Annotated in this window: 18 protein-coding genes; 13 read left to right on the plus strand and 5 right to left on the minus strand. The window is 60.7% G+C overall.

The window, feature by feature from the left end:
* Positions 1-65: 65 nt before the first annotated feature.
* Positions 66-353 (minus strand): hypothetical protein, encoded by a 288-nt coding sequence (locus tag AC30D9_RS25155; protein ID WP_134925536.1) that lies wholly within the window; start codon positions 351-353, stop codon positions 66-68.
* Positions 354-755: 402 nt separating this feature from the next.
* Between AC30D9_RS25155 and argF the strand changes: the two genes are divergently transcribed.
* Together argF and AC30D9_RS25165 are read left to right on the plus strand one after the other, a co-directional pair.
* Complete coding sequence (argF, locus tag AC30D9_RS25160; RefSeq protein ID WP_134925537.1) at positions 756-1676, plus strand: ornithine carbamoyltransferase; 921 nt, start codon at positions 756-758, stop codon at positions 1674-1676.
* On the plus strand, positions 1673-2782 hold the full coding sequence (locus AC30D9_RS25165) for an ABC transporter ATP-binding protein (protein ID WP_307575516.1): 1110 nt from the start codon (positions 1673-1675) through the stop codon (positions 2780-2782). Before argF ends, AC30D9_RS25165 begins: the two co-directional genes overlap by 4 nt.
* 139 nt (positions 2783-2921) lie before the next feature.
* Here AC30D9_RS25165 and AC30D9_RS25170 read toward each other — a convergent pair whose 3' ends face one another.
* Both AC30D9_RS25170 and ybaK read right to left on the minus strand, forming a co-directional pair.
* Positions 2922-3704 (minus strand): PhzF family phenazine biosynthesis protein, encoded by a 783-nt coding sequence (locus tag AC30D9_RS25170; RefSeq protein ID WP_307575518.1) that lies wholly within the window; start codon positions 3702-3704, stop codon positions 2922-2924.
* A 176-nt stretch (positions 3705-3880) separates the two neighbouring features.
* The gene (gene ybaK / locus AC30D9_RS25175; protein WP_134925540.1) at positions 3881-4351 is read right to left on the minus strand and encodes a Cys-tRNA(Pro) deacylase; all 471 of its coding nucleotides are present in this window, start codon (positions 4349-4351) and stop codon (positions 3881-3883) included.
* Between the two features lie 320 nt (positions 4352-4671).
* On the opposite strand from ybaK, the gene AC30D9_RS25180 reads away from it, so the two are divergent.
* From AC30D9_RS25180 to AC30D9_RS25230, 11 genes are all read left to right on the plus strand, one after another.
* Positions 4672-5523 (plus strand): MIP/aquaporin family protein, encoded by an 852-nt coding sequence (locus AC30D9_RS25180; protein WP_307575521.1) that lies wholly within the window; start codon positions 4672-4674, stop codon positions 5521-5523.
* Positions 5524-5600: 77 nt separating this feature from the next.
* Positions 5601-7106 (plus strand): glycerol kinase GlpK, encoded by a 1506-nt coding sequence (glpK, locus tag AC30D9_RS25185; protein WP_490145087.1) that lies wholly within the window; start codon positions 5601-5603, stop codon positions 7104-7106.
* 85 nt (positions 7107-7191) lie between these two features.
* Complete coding sequence (locus AC30D9_RS25190; protein ID WP_109753835.1) at positions 7192-7947, plus strand: DeoR/GlpR family transcriptional regulator; 756 nt, start codon at positions 7192-7194, stop codon at positions 7945-7947.
* Between the two features lie 329 nt (positions 7948-8276).
* Complete coding sequence (gene glpD, locus AC30D9_RS25195; RefSeq protein ID WP_307575524.1) at positions 8277-9815, plus strand: glycerol-3-phosphate dehydrogenase; 1539 nt, start codon at positions 8277-8279, stop codon at positions 9813-9815.
* Positions 9816-10265: 450 nt separating this feature from the next.
* Entirely contained in the window at positions 10266-11180 is a 915-nt protein-coding gene (locus AC30D9_RS25200) for a glutamate/aspartate ABC transporter substrate-binding protein (protein WP_134925544.1), read from the plus strand.
* Positions 11181-11370: 190 nt separating this feature from the next.
* A complete protein-coding gene (locus tag AC30D9_RS25205) occupies positions 11371-12117 on the plus strand; it encodes an amino acid ABC transporter permease (protein ID WP_018614191.1) in 747 nt (248 codons plus the stop codon).
* Positions 12117-12788 carry an amino acid ABC transporter permease gene (locus tag AC30D9_RS25210; RefSeq protein WP_134926683.1) on the plus strand — a complete coding sequence of 224 codons (672 nt, stop codon included), beginning with the start codon at positions 12117-12119 and terminating at the stop codon, positions 12786-12788. Before AC30D9_RS25205 ends, AC30D9_RS25210 begins: the two co-directional genes overlap by 1 nt.
* Positions 12785-13519, plus strand: a complete 735-nt coding sequence (locus AC30D9_RS25215; RefSeq protein ID WP_003204983.1) for an amino acid ABC transporter ATP-binding protein — start codon at positions 12785-12787, stop codon at positions 13517-13519. Before AC30D9_RS25210 ends, AC30D9_RS25215 begins: the two co-directional genes overlap by 4 nt.
* A 166-nt stretch (positions 13520-13685) precedes the next feature.
* On the plus strand, positions 13686-15587 hold the full coding sequence (gene aauS, locus AC30D9_RS25220) for a two-component sensor histidine kinase AauS (protein WP_490145088.1): 1902 nt from the start codon (positions 13686-13688) through the stop codon (positions 15585-15587).
* A complete protein-coding gene (gene aauR, locus AC30D9_RS25225; RefSeq protein WP_134925546.1) occupies positions 15584-16912 on the plus strand; it encodes a two-component response regulator AauR in 1329 nt (442 codons plus the stop codon). Before aauS ends, aauR begins: the two co-directional genes overlap by 4 nt.
* A gap of 27 nt (positions 16913-16939) precedes the next feature.
* Positions 16940-17269, plus strand: a complete 330-nt coding sequence (locus tag AC30D9_RS25230; protein WP_167659396.1) for a GlpM family protein — start codon at positions 16940-16942, stop codon at positions 17267-17269.
* Between the two features lie 10 nt (positions 17270-17279).
* On the opposite strand, the gene AC30D9_RS25235 is transcribed toward AC30D9_RS25230, so the two are convergent.
* Both AC30D9_RS25235 and AC30D9_RS25240 read right to left on the minus strand, forming a co-directional pair.
* Positions 17280-17894: an NAD(P)-dependent oxidoreductase gene (locus AC30D9_RS25235; RefSeq protein ID WP_490145089.1), complete on the minus strand. Its 615-nt coding sequence runs from the start codon at positions 17892-17894 to the stop codon at positions 17280-17282.
* 193 nt (positions 17895-18087) lie between these two features.
* Positions 18088-18966, minus strand: a complete 879-nt coding sequence (locus AC30D9_RS25240) for an MBL fold metallo-hydrolase (RefSeq protein ID WP_490145090.1) — start codon at positions 18964-18966, stop codon at positions 18088-18090.
* Positions 18967-18989: the final 23 nt, after the last annotated feature.

An 18989-nucleotide genomic window follows, 5' to 3' on the forward strand; every position in this document is an offset into this window, starting at 1 on the left:
CCCGGCTGCGCCAGCGACGTTCGTCCTGTGAATTGCCGGGCATCAGGCCCACCGATGACCTGGCGTCAAGGCTGCTCGGAAGGCGGCGCCAGCAGTTGGATTTCCTCGACGGTTTCCACCTGCTCCTGGGCGATGGGCACACCTGTCAGCTCGCCGATCAGCCGCCAATGCTCGTCGAGCCCGTTACTGATAGTGGCCATGCGGTCGATCATCCGGCGACCCGCGGCCTTGGTCACCTCGTCCTCGCTGCGCAGCAATTCGAATGACATCGAAGTCACCGAAGCCGTCAGGTGCGTCAGCGAGCGTGCAGTCAGCCCCAGCAATTCCATCAATTGTTGCTCTTTCGAATCCATTTCGGGCTCCTGTGCCGCTGTGGCTCATTTATAACCCAGGCCTTTGCATTAGGAAATGTTTCACAACCAGCGGCAGACAGGCGAAAGATGGGATGCCACGGCGCAAACCGACCCTCATCCATGACGCGCCCGCCGCGCTTGATTGCCAAGCCGAGCAACGCCAGTGTACAAATGGGTCGCTGCTGTCAGGAAACCGGCCACAAATTCGCCATCGCAGTCTTGCGATGGCCTCGCTGAAATCCCCAAAAACCGTAGCCCTATTGGTAAGACGCGACATTTAATTATAAGATCGCGCCTTCCCCTATTTCGTCGCCCCGTGCGGCTTTTGCCGCAGGTCTCGCCCGTTTTTTGAATAAACAAGGCTTTGAGCATCTGCGGTCAGTTACAAAAAGGTAGTCAATCATGAGCGCAAGGCACTTTCTCTCCCTGATGGATTTCACGCCCGATGAGTTGCTCGGCGTGATCCGTCGAGGCGTGGAGCTCAAGGACCTGCGTAACCGCGGCGTACTGTTCGAGCCCTTGAAAAACCGTGTGTTGGGGATGATCTTCGAGAAGTCATCGACCCGCACGCGCATCTCTTTCGAAGCCGGCATGATCCAACTGGGCGGCCAGGCGATCTTCCTGTCGCCGCGCGACACCCAGTTGGGCCGTGGCGAACCCATCAGCGATTGCGCCATCGTCATGTCGAGCATGTTGGATGCGGTGATGATCCGTACCTTTGCCCACAGCACCCTGACCGAGTTCGCGGCCCACTCCCGCGTCCCCGTCATCAATGGCCTGTCCGATGACCTGCACCCCTGCCAGTTACTGGCCGACATGCAGACCTTCCTCGAACACCGTGGATCGATCCAGGGCAAGACCGTGGCCTGGATCGGCGACGGCAACAACATGTGCAACAGCTATATAGAAGCGGCGATTCAATTCGACTTCCAGCTGCGCATTGCCTGCCCTGAAGGTTATGACCCCAGTGCCGAGCTGCTCGCCAAGGCCGGGGACCGGGTGTCCATCGTCCGCGATCCGAAACAGGCCGTGGCCGGCGCGCACCTGGTGAGCACCGACGTCTGGACCTCCATGGGCCAGGAAGAAGAAACCGCCAAGCGCCTCAAGCTGTTCGCGCCGCTTCAGGTCAACCGGGCACTGCTCGACCTGGCGGATGCCGACGTGTTGTTCATGCACTGCCTGCCCGCCCACCGTGGCGAGGAAATCAGCTTCGACCTGCTGGATGATCCACGTTCGGTGGCATGGGACCAGGCAGAGAACCGCCTCCATGCGCAAAAGGCCCTGCTCGAGTTCCTGGTCGAGCCGGCGTATCACCACGCATGAGTCACCCCCTGCTGCTGAACTTGCACAACCTGGCCTGCGGTTATCAAGACCAACGGGTGGTCCAGAACCTCAACCTGCACCTCAATGCCGGTGATATCGGTTGCCTGCTCGGCTCGTCCGGGTGCGGCAAGACCACGACGTTGCGCGCCATCGCCGGCTTCGAACCGGTCCATGAGGGTGAAATCCAACTGGCCGGGGAAACCATTTCCCGCGCCGGTTTCACCCTCGCCCCGGAGAAACGCCGCATCGGCATGGTGTTCCAGGACTACGCCCTGTTTCCCCACCTGAGCGTGGCCGAGAACATCGCCTTTGGCATTCGCAAGCATCCGGACAAGGATCGTGTCGTCGAAGAGCTGCTGGAACTGGTCAACCTCAAGCACCTGGGCAAGCGTTTTCCCCATGAACTTTCCGGTGGCCAGCAACAGCGCGTGGCCCTGGCCCGCGCGCTGGCACCAGCACCACAGCTGCTGTTGCTCGATGAACCGTTTTCCAACCTCGATGGCGAGCTGCGACGCAAGCTCAGCCATGAAGTGCGGGACATTCTCAAGGCCCGCGGCACCAGCGCGATCCTGGTCACCCACGACCAGGAAGAAGCCTTCGCCGTGAGTGACCATGTCGGGGTATTCAAGGAAGGTCGACTGGAACAATGGGACACGCCCTACAACCTGTATCACGAACCACTGACACCGTTCGTCGCCAGTTTCATTGGCCAGGGCTACTTCATTCGCGGCCGACTCGAGAGCCCGGAATCGGTGCAGACCGAGTTGGGCACCCTGCGCGGTAATCGAGCCTACACCTGGCCCATCGGCGGTGCGGTGGATGTGTTGCTGCGCCCGGACGATATCGTCTACGCACCGGACAGCCCGCTCACCGCCAAAATCGTCGGCAAGACCTTCCTGGGTGCTTCAACCTTGTATCGCCTGCAACTGCCGACAGGCGCGCAGTTGGAATCGATCTTCCCCAGCCATGCCGACCATCAGGTCGAGGCCAGTGTGGGCATCCGCGTCGCGGCTGAACACCTGGTGTTGTTCCAGGCCTCGGGCAGCACGGCGGCGCATCTGCCACCGGTGGAAAGCGGCGTGCGGCGTCACAGCACCGCCAGCTAAGACCTGAAGAAATGCAAAAATCTGTGGGAGCGAGCCTGCTCGCGATGACGCAGGCACATTCAGCGTCGATGCAAGCTGAGCCGCCGCCATCGCGAGCAGGCTCGCTCCCACATTTGATCTCATTGGCTCGAGTGCAGAGTCAACCCAGCATCAACGTCCCACTGGCCACCAGCGTCGCATGCCCGCCAATCTTCACCCGCTCACCTTCCAGCCGGCAAAACAAAGCCCCACCCCTGGCCGAGCACTGATAAGCCGTCAGCCCGTGCTTACCCAAGCGCTTGGACCAGTATGGAATCAGGCTGCAGTGGGTCGAGCCCGTCACCGGGTCTTCGTTGATGCCAATCGCCGGGGCAAAGTAGCGCGAGACAAAATCATGCTTGCTCCCCGGCGCGGTCACGATTGCCCCGGGCCAAGGCAGTTTTGCCAAGGCCATCATGTCCGGCTTGCAATCGAGCACCGCTTGCTCCGACTCCAGCACCACGAACAGTTCGTTGGAACTGAGCACATCCACCGCTTCGACGCCCAAGGCACTCTGGACGGCCAGGGATGCGCCCAACTCGGCAGGCACGATGGCCGGAAAATCCAACCACAGCCGATCCCCTTCACGCGTAACGCTCAATGAGCCGGACTTGCAGATGAAATCCAATCGCTCAGCGGTTTCGTGGTAGACCTCGAACAGCACGTAAGCACTGGCCAACGTGGCATGCCCGCACAGCGGGACTTCGGTGGTGGGCGTGAACCAGCGAATATGCCAATGCTGGCCTTCGCGCACCAGAAACGCGGTTTCAGCCAGGTTGTGTTCGGCGGCGATCTTCTGCATCAGGTCATCGGCAAGCCAGCCGTCGAGCCGATAGACCATCGCTGGGTTACCGCCGAACGGCCGGTCACTGAACGCATCGACCTGATAAAACGCAAGCTGCATGGCACTTCTCCTTTTTTGTGCGCCAGCATGCGACGCAGCGGCATGGCTTATCTAGTGACAGATCCGCAGAATTTTCACCCTACAGCCTGGGACGCAAGATCTGACTCCAAGCTTAGCCTTTCATACCCTTGTGGCGAGGGCACGTGCTCCCGCCTGGCTGCGCAGTAACCAGCAGCTCAAGCACGCCCGATATCAGCAAACGTCGCCCCGGTGTGTTCCTTCAATACCGAAGGCGCCAACTCGACTTCCAACCCGCGCCTCCCCGCACTGACAAACATACTGGCGAGCGGCTGTGCGGAGCTGTCGATAAAAGTGCGCAGGCGCTTCTTCTGCCCCAGCGGGCTGATGCCGCCGAGCAGATAACCGGTCGAACGCTGCGCGGCGGCAGGGTCGGCCATTTCGACTTTCTTCACCCCGGCGGCATGGGCCAGGCCTTTCAAATCCAGGGTCCCGGCCACCGGCACCACCGCCACCAGCAATTCACCTTTTTCGCTGGCCGCCAACAACGTCTTGAACACCTGCGCCGGATCCAGGCCGAGCTTTTCCGCCGCTTCCAAGCCGTACGACGCGGCCTTGGGATCGTGTTCATAACTGTGGATGCGATGTTCGGCGCGCACTTTCTTAAGCAAATCCAACGCGGGTGTCATGACCGCTCCTGACAAGGAAATCAAAAAAGAGTGGCCGGATTCTAAGCCATCGCCCACGAAAAGGCTTGGCACACCGCGGCCGTCACGGTGACACGCCGCTGGCGGGTAAGTCATTCACGCCGCGAATAGTTGAAATGTGACCGATGGTTCACTTTCGACCTTTGACACCAGCGTTTCTTGTCTATATTTTTTCGAAACTGAAAGTAATATCGCAGGTCTCAAGCAGCAACCCGAGATCAGGATGGGGATCCTGCCTCGGCGCGGAATGCGCAATCGAGTTTTTCGAAGGCGCAGCAAAACAACAAAAAACCGAGGTTTGAATGACAATTGCTTTACAACAGCCGTCCCTGTCCAGCCAATGCCTGGCCGAATTCCTGGGCACTGCCCTGCTGATCTTTTTCGGCACCGGCTGCGTCGCAGCGCTCAAGGTCGCGGGTGCGAGTTTCGGCCTGTGGGAAATCAGCATCATCTGGGGCATCGGCGTCAGCATGGCGATCTATCTGAGCGCAGGCATTTCCGGCGCCCACCTCAATCCCGCGGTCAGCATTGCCCTGTGCATTTTCACTGACTTCGAAAAGCGCAAACTGCCTCTCTACATGGTTTCCCAGGTGGCCGGCGCTTTTTGCGGTGCCCTTCTGGTCTACACGCTGTACAGCAATCTATTCTTCGATTTCGAACAGTCCCGCCACATGATTCGCGGCACTGAAGCGAGCCTCGAACTGGCCTCGGTGTTTTCCACTTACCCGCACGCAGCGCTGTCCACCGGCCAAGCCTTTCTCGTCGAAGTGATCATCACGGCCATCCTGATGGGAGTCATCATGTCCCTGACCGATGACAACAATGGCTTGCCCCGTGGCCCATTGGCGCCGCTGCTGATCGGCCTGCTGATCGCGGTGATCGGCAGCTCCATGGGTCCACTCACAGGCTTTGCGATGAACCCGGCGCGGGACTTCGGTCCTAAACTGATGACTTTCTTCGCAGGCTGGGGTGAAATTTCCCTCACGGGTGGACGCGACATCCCGTATTTCCTGGTGCCGATTTTTGCACCGATCGTGGGTGCGTGCCTCGGTGCTGCGGCCTATCGCGGCTTGATTGCCCGCCACCTGCCCAGCGCCATAACTGCTACAAAGGATGCAACACCTTCCATTGACGGTAAGCCCAGAACGTCCTGAATACAGTGGGCGCATGCTCCTGCCCTTCAAGCGTGCGCCATGGTCTTTCCCCTTTTTTACGTCCCAAGGCAATCGACATGACCGACATACAGAACAAGAACTACATCATTGCCCTCGACCAGGGTACGACCAGCTCGCGCGCGATCATTTTCGACCGTGACGCCAACGTGGTCTGCACCGCCCAGCGCGAATTTGCCCAGCATTACCCGCAGGCCGGCTGGGTCGAACACGACCCGATGGAAATCTTCGCCACCCAGAGCGCGGTCATGGTCGAAGCCCTGGCCCAGGCTGGCCTGCACCATGACCAGGTGGCCGCCATCGGTATCACCAACCAGCGCGAGACCACGGTCGTCTGGGACAAGACCACCGGCCGGCCGATCTACAACGCCATCGTCTGGCAATGCCGCCGCAGTACCGAGATCTGCCAACAGCTCAAGCGCGACGGCCACGAGCAATACATCAGTGAAACCACCGGCCTGGTCACCGACCCATACTTCTCCGGTACCAAGCTCAAGTGGATCATGGACAACGTCGAAGGCAGCCGCGAGCGTGCGCGCAACGGAGAACTGCTGTTCGGCACCGTCGACAGCTGGCTGATCTGGAAATTCACCGGTGGCAAGGTCCACGTCACCGACTACACCAACGCCTCGCGCACCATGCTCTTCAACATTCACTCGCTGGAGTGGGACGCGAAGATGCTCGACATCCTCGACATCCCCCGCGAAATGCTCCCGGAAGTGAAATCGTCCTCGGAAATCTACGGCCGTACCAAAAGCGGCATCGCCATCGGCGGCATCGCTGGTGACCAGCAGGCCGCTCTTTTCGGCCAGATGTGCGTGGAGCCGGGCCAGGCGAAAAACACCTACGGCACCGGCTGCTTCCTGCTGATGAACACCGGCGAAAAAGCCGTCAAATCCAATCACGGCATGCTCACCACCATCGCCTGCGGCCCGCGTGGCGAAGTGGCCTATGCCCTGGAAGGCGCGGTATTCAATGGCGGCTCCACGGTCCAATGGCTGCGCGATGAACTGAAGATCATCAACGACGCGCTGGATACCGAATACTTTGCCAACAAGGTCAAGGACAGCAACGGCGTGTACCTGGTGCCTGCCTTCACCGGCCTGGGCGCACCGTATTGGGACCCTTATGCCCGTGGCGCGCTGTTTGGCCTGACCCGCGGCGTACGGGTCGACCACATCATTCGCGCGGCGCTGGAGTCGATTGCCTACCAGACCCGCGACGTACTCGACGCCATGCAGCAGGATTCGGGTGAACGCCTCAGGGCCCTGCGCGTTGACGGCGGCGCGGTGGCGAACAACTTCCTGATGCAATTCCAGGCCGACATCCTGGGAACCCAGGTCGAGCGGCCGAAAATGCGTGAAACCACGGCCTTGGGTGCCGCGTACCTGGCCGGCCTGGCATGCGGCTTCTGGGGCAGCCTGGAAGAACTGCGCGGCAAAGCGGTAATCGAGCGCGAATTCGAACCGCAACTGGACGAACAAGCGAAGGAAAAACTCTACGCCGGCTGGCAGAAAGCGGTCAGCCGCACCCGTGATTGGGAGCCCCATGAAGACGCTGAATAAAACCCGATAAGGTTCTGAAACTGGTCGGGAGTGGATTCCTGCGGCATCATGGGCAAATTTTGTACGGCAGCCCAAAGGAAGCCCCATGAATCTGCCTCCCCGCCAGCAGCAAATCCTCGAACTGGTCCGCGAACGCGGCTATGTCAGCATCGAGGAAATGGCCCAGCTATTCGTCGTTACCCCGCAAACCATCCGCCGCGATATCAACCAACTGGCGGAAGTGAACCTGCTGCGCCGCTACCACGGCGGCGCCGCCTACGACTCAAGCGTGGAAAACACCGCCTACGCCATGCGCGCCGATCAGATGCGCGATGAAAAGCAACGCATCGCCGAAGCCATCGCTGCCCAGATCCCCGATCATGCCTCGCTGTTCATCAACATCGGCACCACCACCGAATCCATCGCCCGGGCGCTGCTCAATCACAACCATCTGAAAGTCATCACCAATAACCTGCACGTGGCTTCGATCCTCAGTGCCAAGGACGACTTCGAAGTCCTGATCGCCGGCGGCAACGTACGGCGTGACGGCGGCGTGGTGGGCCAGGCCAGTGTCGACTTCATCAACCAGTTCAAGGTCGACTTCGCCCTGGTGGGCATCAGCGGGATCGATGAAGACGGCAGCCTGCTGGACTTCGACTATCAGGAAGTACGGGTTTCCCAAGCCATCATCGCCAACGCCCGGCAAGTTATATTGGCCGCGGACTCCAGCAAATTCGGGCGCAACGCCATGGTCCGCCTGGGGCCCATCAGCCTGATCGATTGCCTGGTGACCGACCAGCAACCGGTGCCGGCCTTGGCGCAATTGCTGAGCCAACACAAGATTCGGTTGGAAGTGGTCTGAGTTCACCCCCGTCCCCCTGTGGCGAGGAGATTTATCCCCGCTGGACTGCGAAGCGGCCCTAAACCCCGGCGACTCGGTGTATCAGGCAAATTGAGTGACTGTATTGGGGCTGCTACGCAGCCCAGCGGGGATAAATCCCCTCGCCACAAAAGCATCCCCGCTCATCCCCCTCGCCCGGCCTCATGTTCGAAAATTTTCCTTTCAGCTTCCTTCGATCAGTAATTTCAATCGAATTCGACTGGCTGTGACTGTGCTTATGGGCTAGTATTTTCGCAAATGAACATTAATGTTCGAATTCAAATATTGCGAAAAGAGCCCGAGGCCAGCCGATGCCCACTTCTACCTTGCCTACGCCCCCTCTCGCCGAGATCTACGACATCGCCGTCATTGGCGGAGGCATCAACGGCGTGGGGATTGCCGCGGACGCCGCCGGTCGCGGTCTTTCGGTGTTCCTTTGCGAAAAGGACGACCTGGCCAGCCACACGTCGTCGGCCAGCAGCAAGCTGATCCACGGCGGCCTGCGCTACCTCGAACATTATGAATTTCGCCTGGTGCGTGAAGCGCTGGCCGAGCGTGAAGTGTTGCTGGCCAAGGCCCCGCACATCGTCAAGCAAATGCGCTTCGTGCTGCCTCACCGCCCGCATCTGCGTCCGGCCTGGATGATTCGTGCGGGCCTGTTCCTCTACGATCACCTGGGCAAACGCGAGCAGCTCGCGGGCTCCAAGAGTTTGAAATTCGGTGCCGACAGTGCGCTGAAAAGCGAGATCACCAAAGGTTTCGAATATTCCGACTGCTGGGTCGACGATGCACGGCTGGTGGTGCTCAACGCCATGGCCGCCCGGGAAAAAGGTGCGCATGTCCACACCCGCACACGCTGCGTGAACGCTCGTCGCAGCAAAGGCCTGTGGCACTTGCATCTGGAACGTGCCGACGGCAGCCTGTTTTCGATCCGCGCCAAGGCACTGGTCAACGCCGCCGGTCCGTGGGTCGCCAAGTTCATTCGTGACGATTTGAAGATGGAATCGCCCTACGGCATCCGCCTGATCCAGGGCAGCCACCTGATCGTGCCGAAACTCTACGAAGGCGAGCATGCGCACATTCTTCAAAACGAAGACCAGCGCATCGTATTCACCATTCCGTACCTGAACCAGTTCACCCTGATCGGCACGACTGATCGCGAATACACCGGTGACCCGGCCAAAGTGGCGATCACTGAAGGCGAAACCGATTACCTGTTGAAGGTGGTCAACGCCCACTTCAAGAAACAGATCAGCCGCGACGATATCCTGCACAGCTATTCCGGTGTGCGTCCGCTGTGCAACGACGAATCCGACAACCCATCGGCCGTGACCCGGGACTACACCCTGGCGCTGTCGGGTGGCGGTGAAGAGGCCCCCTTGCTGTCGGTGTTCGGCGGCAAGCTGACCACCTACCGCAAACTGGCCGAATCGGCGATGGCGCAACTGGCCCCCTATTTCACACAAATGCGCCCGAGCTGGACCGCCATAGAAGCCCTCCCCGGTGGCGAAAACATGACCACCCCGCAAGCGCTGTGCTCGGCAATCCGCGACAAGTTCGACTGGTTGCCGACCGAGATAGCCCGCCGCTGGGCCACCACCTACGGTAGCCGTACCTGGCGCATGCTCGAAGGCGTGCACAACCTGGGCGACTTGGGCGAGCACATCGGCGCCGGCCTCTACACCCGTGAAGTCGATTATCTGTGCAGCGACGAGTGGGCCGTCGATGCCCAGGACATCCTGTGGCGCCGCAGCAAACTGGGTTTGTTCACCACCCCGGTCGAGCAGGAGAAGCTGCAGCAGTATCTGGACAAGGTCGAGCACAACCGTCGCAAGATCGAAGCGGCCTGAACCATAGCCCGCTAAACAAAAAGCCCCTGAATCCTGCGATTCAGGGGCTTTTTGCTCTCTGGCATACATCACTTATCCCTTGTGGGAGCGAGCCTGCTCGCGATAGCGGTATGTCAGCCCCTTAGATGTAGATGCTAATGCCTCATCGCGAGCAGGCTCGCTCCCACAGTGGTTTGATGTTGGGTGCCAGAGCCATTCGGTTTTCCGAACACGACCCGCCAGTCAGTTCGGCTAACCGGATGAAGCCGCCCGCATAAAACCTGAAACAAAACATTAATTACCAAATAAAACAACAAGTTAAACAGATCGCCCTGGCCTGGCACGAGTCATGCTCTACACTCCTGGAGACGAATGCCTGTTCGCCAACACAACAGGAGCTACCAGGCACTTCGAAGTACTCAGGGCCGACGAACCGGCCGAAATAAAAAAAACAATGTCGAGGAAACATCGATGCGTATCGTTCCCCATCTCCTGGGCGCAGCCATTGCTGCCGCTCTGATCAGCACTCCGGTTTTCGCAGCCGAACTGACCGGCACACTGAAAAAGATCAAAGAGTCGGGCGTTATCACGCTTGGCCATCGCGACGCTTCCATTCCGTTCTCCTACATCGCAGATGCTTCCGGCAAGCCAGTCGGCTACTCCCACGACATCCAGCTCAAAGTCGTCGAAGCGATCAAGAAAGACCTGGATCTGCCCAACCTGCAGGTCAAGTACAACCTGGTCACCTCGCAAACCCGTATCCCGCTGGTGCAAAACGGCACCGTGGACCTGGAATGCGGTTCCACCACCAACAACGTCGAGCGTCAGCAGCAGGTTGACTTCTCCGTTGGCATCTTCGAGATCGGCACCCGGCTGCTGTCCAAGAAAGATTCCAAGTACAAGGATTTCGACGACCTCAAGGGCAAGAACGTCGTGACCACCGCCGGTACCACGTCCGAGCGCCTGCTCAAGGCGATGAACGCCGACAAGCAGATGGGCATGAACGTCATCTCCGCCAAGGACCACGGCGAATCCTTCCAGATGCTGGAGTCGGGCCGTGCCGTCGCGTTCATGATGGACGACGCCCTGCTGGCCGGCGAAGCCGCCAAGGCCAAGAAAGCCGATGACTGGGCCGTGACCGGTACTCCACAGTCCTACGAAATCTACGGCTGCATGATGCGCAAGGGCGACGAGCCGTTCAAGAAGGCTGTCGATGACGCCATCAAGGCTACCTACGCTTCGGGCGAGATCAACAAGATCTACGAGAAGTGGTTCATGCAACCTATCCCGCCAAAAGGCCTGAACCTGAACTTCCCGATGAGCGACGAACTCAAGGCACTGATCGCCAAGCCAACCGATAAAGCGGCTGACGACAAGAAATCCTGATTTCTGACTAACCTTATCCCCTGAAAGGGCCCGGCCCTTTCAGGGGATGGTCACTCCCTGCTGGCAAATCTGGAAACACTCGAACCGGTGGCTGTCGAGCCGATCGCGTGTGCCTGGCCTCCAGGCCGGGTGGGAACGGAGTTTCCCCAGGCGGGCACTTGTACATCGAACGATCTGAGGGGAGACCCTAATGAATTACAACTGGGACTGGGGCGTGTTCTTCAAGTCCACCGGCGTGGGCAGCGAGACCTATCTCGACTGGTACGTGGCCGGCCTGGGCTGGACCATCGCCATCGCCGTCGTGGCCTGGATCATTGCCCTGTTGCTGGGCTCGATTCTGGGTGTGATGCGTACCGTGCCGAACCGGCTGGTGTCGGGTATCGCCACTTGCTACGTGGAGCTTTTCCGTAACGTGCCGCTGCTGGTTCAGCTGTTCATCTGGTACTTCCTGGTGCCGGACCTGCTGCCCGCCGATATGCAGGAGTGGTACAAGCAGGACCTGAACCCGACCACCTCGGCCTACCTGAGCGTCGTCGTGTGCCTGGGCCTGTTCACCGCCGCCCGCGTCTGCGAACAGGTGCGTACCGGCATCCAGGCGCTGCCACGCGGCCAGGAATCCGCCGCCCGCGCCATGGGCTTCAAGCTGCCGCAGATCTATTGGAACGTGCTGCTGCCCCAAGCCTACCGGATCATCATTCCGCCGCTTACCTCGGAATTCCTCAACGTCTTCAAGAACTCCTCCGTGGCCTCGCTGATCGGCCTGATGGAACTGCTTGCGCAGACCAAGCAGACCGCCGAGTTCTCCGCCAACCTGTTCGAAGCCTTTACCCTGGCGACGCTGATCTATTTCACCTTGAACATGAGCCTGATGCTGCTCATGCGCATGGTCGAGAAGAAAGTCGCGGTGCCCGGCCTGATCTCCGTGGGGGGTAAATGATGGAATTCGACTTCACTGGCATCATCCCGGCCATTCCCGGCTTGTGGAACGGCATGCTGATGACCCTCAAGCTGATGGCCATGGGTGTCGTCGGCGGGATCATCCTGGGGACGATCCTGGCGCTGATGCGCCTGTCCCACAACAAGCTGGTCTCCAATATCGCCGGCGCCTACGTCAATTATTTCCGCTCGATTCCGCTGCTGCTGGTCATCACCTGGTTCTACCTGGCGGTGCCGTTCGTGCTGCGCTGGATCACCGGCGAAGACACGCCCATCGGCGCGTTCGGCTCCTGCGTCGTGGCATTCATGATGTTCGAGGCGGCGTACTTCTGCGAAATCGTCCGGGCCGGCGTGCAGTCGATTCCCAAGGGCCAGATGGGCGCCGCCCAGGCACTGGGGATGAATTATGGCCAGACCATGCGCCTGATCATCCTGCCCCAGGCGTTTCGCAAGATGACCCCGCTGCTGCTGCAACAAAGCATCATCCTGTTTCAGGACACCTCGCTGGTCTACACGGTCGGCCTGGTGGACTTCCTCAATGCTTCGCGAGCCAATGGCGACATCATCGGCCGCTCCAATGAGTTCCTGATCATCGCAGGTCTCGTGTACTTCACAATCAGCTTTGCCGCCTCGCTGCTGGTCAAGCGTCTGCAAAAAAGGTTCGCCGTATGATCTCTATCAAGAACATCAACAAGTGGTATGGGGACTTCCAGGTACTGACCAATTGCAGCACCGAGGTCAGCAAGGGTGAGGTCGTGGTGGTGTGCGGGCCGTCCGGTTCGGGCAAATCCACCCTGATCAAGTGCGTGAATGCCCTGGAACCGTTCCAGAAAGGCGACATCGTGGTCGATGGCACGTCCATCGCCGACCCGAAGACCAACCTGCCGAAACTGCGTTCGCGGGTGGGCATGGTGTTCCAGCATTTCGAGCTGTTCCCGCACCTGACCATCACCGAAAACCTGACCATCGCGCAGATCAAGGTGTTGGGGCGCAGCAAGGAAGAAGCCACCAAGAAAGGCCTGCAATTGCTTGAGCGGGTCGGTCTCTCGGCCCATGCCCACAAGCACCCGGGCCAGCTCTCCGGTGGCCAGCAGCAGCGCGTGGCGATTGCCCGTGCGCTGGCGATGGACCCGGTGGTAATGCTGTTCGACGAACCGACCTCGGCCCTTGACCCGGAAATGGTCAACGAAGTGCTCGACGTGATGGTGCAACTGGCCCACGAAGGCATGACCATGATGTGCGTGACCCACGAAATGGGCTTCGCCCGCAAAGTGGCGAACCGGGTGATTTTCATGGACCAGGGCCAGATCATCGAAGACTGCAAGAAAGAAGAGTTCTTCGGCGACATCAGCGCCCGCTCCGAACGCGCGCAGCATTTCCTTGAGAAAATCCTGCAGCACTAAAAGCACGTTTGCGCAAAACCCTGTGGGAGCGAGCCTGCTCGCGATGACGCCGGCACAGTCAACATCGATGTTGAATGTAAGTCCGCTATCGCGAGCAGGCTCGCTCCCACAAGGGGATCGATGTCGGCATAAGGATTTGTGTTGTGGTTGACCCAAGGCATCTGTGATGAAATGCGACCCCACCCTCTATCGCGCCGCGCCGCCATCACTCGCCGTGAAACCCCGCCTGATTCGCCACCTGTTCCTGCCGCCACTGGTCATCGCCCTGATGATCGGCCTGGGTTACCTCGGCTTCTGGATCAGCGAACACTATGGCGTACGTGGCCTCGCCGAGAACGGCGAGCGCCAGTTGGAGCTGCACGCCCGTGCGGTCGAAAGCGAGATCAGCAAGTACACCTACCTGCCCAGCCTGCTGGAGCTTGAATCGAGCGTCTCGCAACTGCTCGACGACCCGACGCCCGAACATCGCAAGACCGTCAACGAATACCTCGAAGGCCTGAACCGGCGCAGCCGCAGCCGGGCCATCTACGTGATGGACACCACTGGTCGGGTGATGGCCACGAGCAACTGGCGCGACGTCGACAGTTACCTGGGCGAAGACCTGTCTTTTCGCGCCTATTTCCAGAACGCCGTACGCGGCCAGCCGGGGCGGTTCTATGGCATCGGCAGCACCAATGGCGAACCCGGCTATTACCTGGCCCATGGCCTGGAACAACAAGGCAAGATCATCGGCGTGGCCGTGGTCAAGGTGCGCCTCGAAGCCATGGAGGAGCGCTGGCAACGAGCACGGCTGGAGGCCTTCGTCAGTGATGAGAACGGCATCATCATCTTGTCCAGCGACCCAGCGCGACGACTCAAGTCGGTGCGGCCCCTGAGCGACGACACCAAGGAACGCCTGGCCCGCAGCCTGCAATATTATTGGTTTCCGCTCAATGAACTGGTGCCCCTGGCCCGGGAACGCCTGGCCGAAGGCATGGAGAAGCTGACCTTCCCGGCCAACAGCGAACTGGTATCCGACGAGCGCGCCATCAGCTATTTGTCGCAGACCCGGCCCTTGAGCGATACCCCGTGGAATTTCACCCTGCTGACGCCCCTCGAAGACCTGCGGCGCCAGGCTGTCAACCAAGGCATCCTGGTGGCCGTGGCGTTCGCCCTGGTGGCGTTCCTGCTGATCGCCTGGAACGAGCGGCGCAAGGTCATCGCTACCCGCCTCGCCGCCCGGGAAGCCTTGCAGGAGGCCAACAACCAACTTGAACGTCGGATTACCGAACGCACCACCGACCTGCGTGCCAGCAACGAACGACTCAAGGGCCAGATCCGCGAGCGGCGCCAGGCCGAAGAGACGTTGCGCCGGGCCCAGGACGAACTGGTCCAGGCCGGTAAACTGGCGGCCATCGGCCAGATGTCCACCAGCATCGCCCACGAACTCAACCAGCCGCTGGCGGCGCTGCGCACCTTGTCCGGCAATACCGTGCGCTTTCTGGAACGCGGCCAGCTGGACATCGCCAGCACCAACCTCAAGACCATCAACGACTTGATCGACCGCATGGGCCGCATCACCGCCAGCCTGCGCGCCTTCGCCCGGCGCGGCGATGACCAGGGCCGGGCGAGCCTGGGCAAGGCCGTCGAGGCGGCGCTGCAACTGCTGGGCGGGCGCCTGGAAAACCTGGACATCCAGATCCATAGCGATTTCGATGACGTCCAATTGCAGATCGACCAGACCCGCCTGGAACAGATCCTGGTGAACCTGATCGGCAATGCCCTGGACGCCATGCAGACGCAACCCAAGCCGACGTTGTGGCTCGAAGGCCAGGCCGCCGATGGCAAATATCGCCTGCGGGTGCGGGACAATGGCCACGGCATCGATCCAGAGGCCCGCAAGCATTTGTTCGAACCATTCTTCACCACCAAACCTGGCGAACAAGGCCTGGGCCTGGGCCTGACGCTTTCGGCGAGCCTGGCCGCCGCTGCTGGCGGGCATCTGGGCGTCGAGTACCCGCTTGAGCGTGGCACTACGTTTGTCCTCAGTTTACCGTTGGTAAGCCTTTCACCTGTCGAGCCGCTATGAACCACGACCTGAGCGTACTGATCGTCGAAGACGACCCCCACGTCCTGCTGGGCTGCCAGCAGGCCTTGAGCCTGGAAGACATTCCCTGCATCGGCGTGGGCAGCGCCGAAGAGGCCCTGGAGCGCGTCGACGACAACTTTGCCGGCATCGTCATCAGCGACATTCGCCTGCCGGGCATCGACGGCCTGGAACTGCTGACCCGCCTCAAGGCGCGGGACCGCAGCCTGCCGGTGGTGCTGATCACCGGCCATGGCGACATCTCCATGGCCGTGGGCGCCATGCAAAAAGGCGCCTATGACTTCATGGAGAAACCCTTCTCCCCGGAACGCCTGGTGGACGTCGCCCGCCGCGCCCTGGAGCAGCGCAGCCTGGCCCGAGAGGTGTCATCGCTGCGTCGGCAATTGGCCGAACGCGACTCCCTGGAAGGCCGGATCATTGGCCGCTCGCCGGCCATGCAGCACCTGCGGGCGCTGATCGCCAACGTCGCCGACACCTCGGCCAACGTGCTGATCGAAGGCGAAACCGGCACCGGCAAGGAACTGGTCGCCCGCTGCCTGCATGACTTCAGCCGCCGCCACGACAAACAGTTCGTCGCGCTGAACTGCGGCGGCCTGCCGGAGAACCTGTTCGAAAGCGAGATTTTCGGCCACGAAGCCAATGCCTTCACCGGCGCCGGCAAGCGCCGGATCGGCAAGATCGAACACGCCGATGGCGGCACGCTGTTTCTCGACGAAGTGGAAAGCATGCCCCTGCCCCTACAGATCAAGTTGCTGCGCGTGTTGCAGGAACGCACCCTCGAGCGCCTGGGTTCGAACCAGAGCGTGGCCGTGGATTGCCGGGTGATCGCCGCCACCAAGTCCGACCTGGACGAAATGGGTCGGAGCGGGCAGTTTCGCAGCGACCTGTATTACCGCCTCAACGTGGTGACCCTGGAACTGCCGCCCCTGCGCGAGCGGCGCGAAGACATCCTGCAACTGTTCGAACACTTCCTCCAGCAGTCGTCCCTGCGCTTCGACCGTACGGTGCCGGAGCTGGACAACCAGACCCTGTCGAACCTGATGAGCCACGACTGGCCGGGCAACGTGCGCGAGCTGCGCAACGTCGCCGAGCGCTATGCCCTGGGCCTGCCGGCGTTCAAGCGCTCCGGCGCCGGCGGCGCCAGCCAGGGCCTGGCCTTTGCCGAAGCGGTGGAGGCTTTCGAGCGCAACCTGCTGGTGGACGCCCTGCAACGCAGCGGTGGCAACCTGACCCAGGCCAGCCAGGAACTGGGCATGGCCAAGACCACACTGTTCGACAAAGTCAAAAAATATGGCCTGAGCCATTAACAACCGGATGGTGAACGTGTGGACCTGATTTTCAAGGCGGCGCTGGGTGCGGCCGTGGTGGTCATTCTGGCAATGCTCGCCAAGACCAAGAACTATTACATCGCCGGGCTGGTGCCGCTGTTCCCCACCTTCGCCCTGATCGCCCATTACATCGTCGGCAAGGGCCGCTCGGTGGACGACCTGAAGACCACCATCGTGTTTGGCATGTGGTCGATCATTCCGTACTTCGTCTATCTCGCAACGCTGTACGTGATGGTCGACCGCATGCGCCTCGAAGCCTCATTGGCCGTAGCCGCCGTCGCCTGGCTGATGGCGGCGACAGTGCTGGTCACCGTTTGGGTGCGGGTTCACGGTTGATGCCTGTGGCTCAATAGCCGACGGTAAACCGCGTCCGCGAAAACCGCGGCGTTTCCACTTCATCGATCATCGCAATGGCGTAGTCGGCAAAGCTGATCCAGCTGCGCCCGGTGTCATCGAACAGCAGGTGATCCTTGCCGACACGGAACTGCCCGGTGCGCTCGGTTTCGACGAACTCCGCCGAAGGCGAGAGGAAGGTCCAGTCCAGGTCCTGTTCCGTGCGCAGCACATCCAGGAACAATGCACCGGCGCTGGCTTCGGCCAGGTACTCCTCCGGAAAGCCGTCGCTGTCGATCACCCGGCTGTTGTCCGGCAGCAACAACGAACCGGCCCCGCCGACCACCAGCAAACGCTTGACCCCGGCGGCTTTCACCGGCGCGATGAGCTTGTCGGCCGGCACGCTGGCAAAGTGAGCGGCACTGATCACCACGTCATGCCCATCGATGGCCGCGATCAGCGCCTCGCTGTCCAATACGTCCAACTGCTTGCTGACCACCCCGGCCCTTTCGCCGATCTTGGCGGTGTTGCGGGCAATGGCCGTCACGCTGTGACCACGGCGCAGGGCCTCCTCCAACAGTTGGCTGCCGGCCCGACCGGTGGCGCCGATGATTGCGATTTTGCTCATGATGTTCTCCATTGATTAGCGATGTTTGAAATGCATGCTCTTGTGGCGAGAGGATTTATCCCCGCTGGACTGCGAAGCAGTCCCATGAATCATCAACCGCCGCGATGTGTCAGACAGGACGCAGGGGATTGCTGCGCAACCCAGCGGGGATAAATCCCCTCGCCACAACGGTGCTCCGATCACAGATCGTTTTTCACCACTTCATCTCGCCCTTGGCGACCTTGGCACTGAGCTCCAGCGAGCTGTCTTCACCCAGCTCCGGATAGCGTAGTTTCATGGCGCGGATCAGCGCGGCGGAATCCTTGGCCTTGGCGGTTTCCTCATCGAAGGCCTTGATGTAACCGGCGGTGAAGCGCACCGGGGCCAGGGAACGGGCGCTTTCACCCAGGTAGTGGCCCGGGATCACGGTGTCCGGTTGCAGCTTTTCAATGCCTGCCAGCGTCGTCAGCCAATCCTTATGGGACTGTGGCGTCTGGGTATCGGCCATCCAGACGTGGATGTTCTCGGCCACCACCACGCCGCCGACTACGGTCTTGATCGATGGAATCCACACGAAACTGCGGTCCGGCTGCGGACCATCGAGGCCGACGATCTGCAAGCGCTGGCCTTCCAGGGTCAGGCTGTCGCCCTTGAGTACCTGTGGCACGACAGCCTTGGCCGGCGCATCAGCCTTCAAGATCGGCCCCCAATACTTCAGCTTGCCATCGACGGTTTGCTTGATGTGCTCGACGGTCGGCGCGGACGCCAGCACCTTGGCCTCAGGGAACGCGGCGGTAAGCGTTTCCAGACCAAAATAGTAGTCTGGATCACCGTGGCTGATGTAGATCGTGGTCAATCGTTTGCCGCTGGCGCGGATTTTTTCCACGACCTGCTCGGCCTGGGACTTGCCGAACTGGGCATCCACCAGGATCGCTTCTTTCTCACCGCTGACCAGTACCGAGGTCACCGGGAAGATCGCCGCCGCGCCAGGGTTGTAGACATCGAGCGTCAAGCCGGCCGCCCAGGAGTGGGCAGCGAATGCCATCGATGCGGTCGCCAGCAGCAGGCGCTTGAATGGGGTGAATAGGGTCATGCTTGCTCCATTGTCCAAAAAGC

It is taken from the genome of Pseudomonas sp. DF11 (assembly GCF_058148565.1).

Bases quoted from the DNA above. Each gene is read 5' to 3' on its own strand.
- AC30D9_RS25170 (WP_307575518.1), bottom strand. From the start codon at position 3,704: ATGCAGCTTGCGTTTTATCAGGTCGATGCGTTCAGTGACCGGCCGTTC.
- AC30D9_RS25240 (WP_490145090.1), bottom strand. From the start codon at position 18,966: ATGACCCTATTCACCCCATTCAAGCGCCTGCTGCTGGCGACCGCATCG.
- aauS (WP_490145088.1), top strand. From the start codon at position 13,686: ATGAAATGCGACCCCACCCTCTATCGCGCCGCGCCGCCATCACTCGCC.
- AC30D9_RS25205 (WP_018614191.1), top strand. From the start codon at position 11,371: ATGAATTACAACTGGGACTGGGGCGTGTTCTTCAAGTCCACCGGCGTG.
- AC30D9_RS25165 (WP_307575516.1), top strand. From the start codon at position 1,673: ATGAGTCACCCCCTGCTGCTGAACTTGCACAACCTGGCCTGCGGTTAT.
- AC30D9_RS25200 (WP_134925544.1), top strand. From the start codon at position 10,266: ATGCGTATCGTTCCCCATCTCCTGGGCGCAGCCATTGCTGCCGCTCTG.
- argF (WP_134925537.1), top strand. From the start codon at position 756: ATGAGCGCAAGGCACTTTCTCTCCCTGATGGATTTCACGCCCGATGAG.
- glpK (WP_490145087.1), top strand. From the start codon at position 5,601: ATGACCGACATACAGAACAAGAACTACATCATTGCCCTCGACCAGGGT.
- AC30D9_RS25215 (WP_003204983.1), top strand. From the start codon at position 12,785: ATGATCTCTATCAAGAACATCAACAAGTGGTATGGGGACTTCCAGGTA.
- AC30D9_RS25180 (WP_307575521.1), top strand. From the start codon at position 4,672: ATGACAATTGCTTTACAACAGCCGTCCCTGTCCAGCCAATGCCTGGCC.
- aauR (WP_134925546.1), top strand. From the start codon at position 15,584: ATGAACCACGACCTGAGCGTACTGATCGTCGAAGACGACCCCCACGTC.
- glpD (WP_307575524.1), top strand. From the start codon at position 8,277: ATGCCCACTTCTACCTTGCCTACGCCCCCTCTCGCCGAGATCTACGAC.
- AC30D9_RS25155 (WP_134925536.1), bottom strand. From the start codon at position 353: ATGGATTCGAAAGAGCAACAATTGATGGAATTGCTGGGGCTGACTGCA.
- AC30D9_RS25235 (WP_490145089.1), bottom strand. From the start codon at position 17,894: ATGAGCAAAATCGCAATCATCGGCGCCACCGGTCGGGCCGGCAGCCAA.
- AC30D9_RS25190 (WP_109753835.1), top strand. From the start codon at position 7,192: ATGAATCTGCCTCCCCGCCAGCAGCAAATCCTCGAACTGGTCCGCGAA.
- AC30D9_RS25210 (WP_134926683.1), top strand. From the start codon at position 12,117: ATGGAATTCGACTTCACTGGCATCATCCCGGCCATTCCCGGCTTGTGG.
- ybaK (WP_134925540.1), bottom strand. From the start codon at position 4,351: ATGACACCCGCGTTGGATTTGCTTAAGAAAGTGCGCGCCGAACATCGC.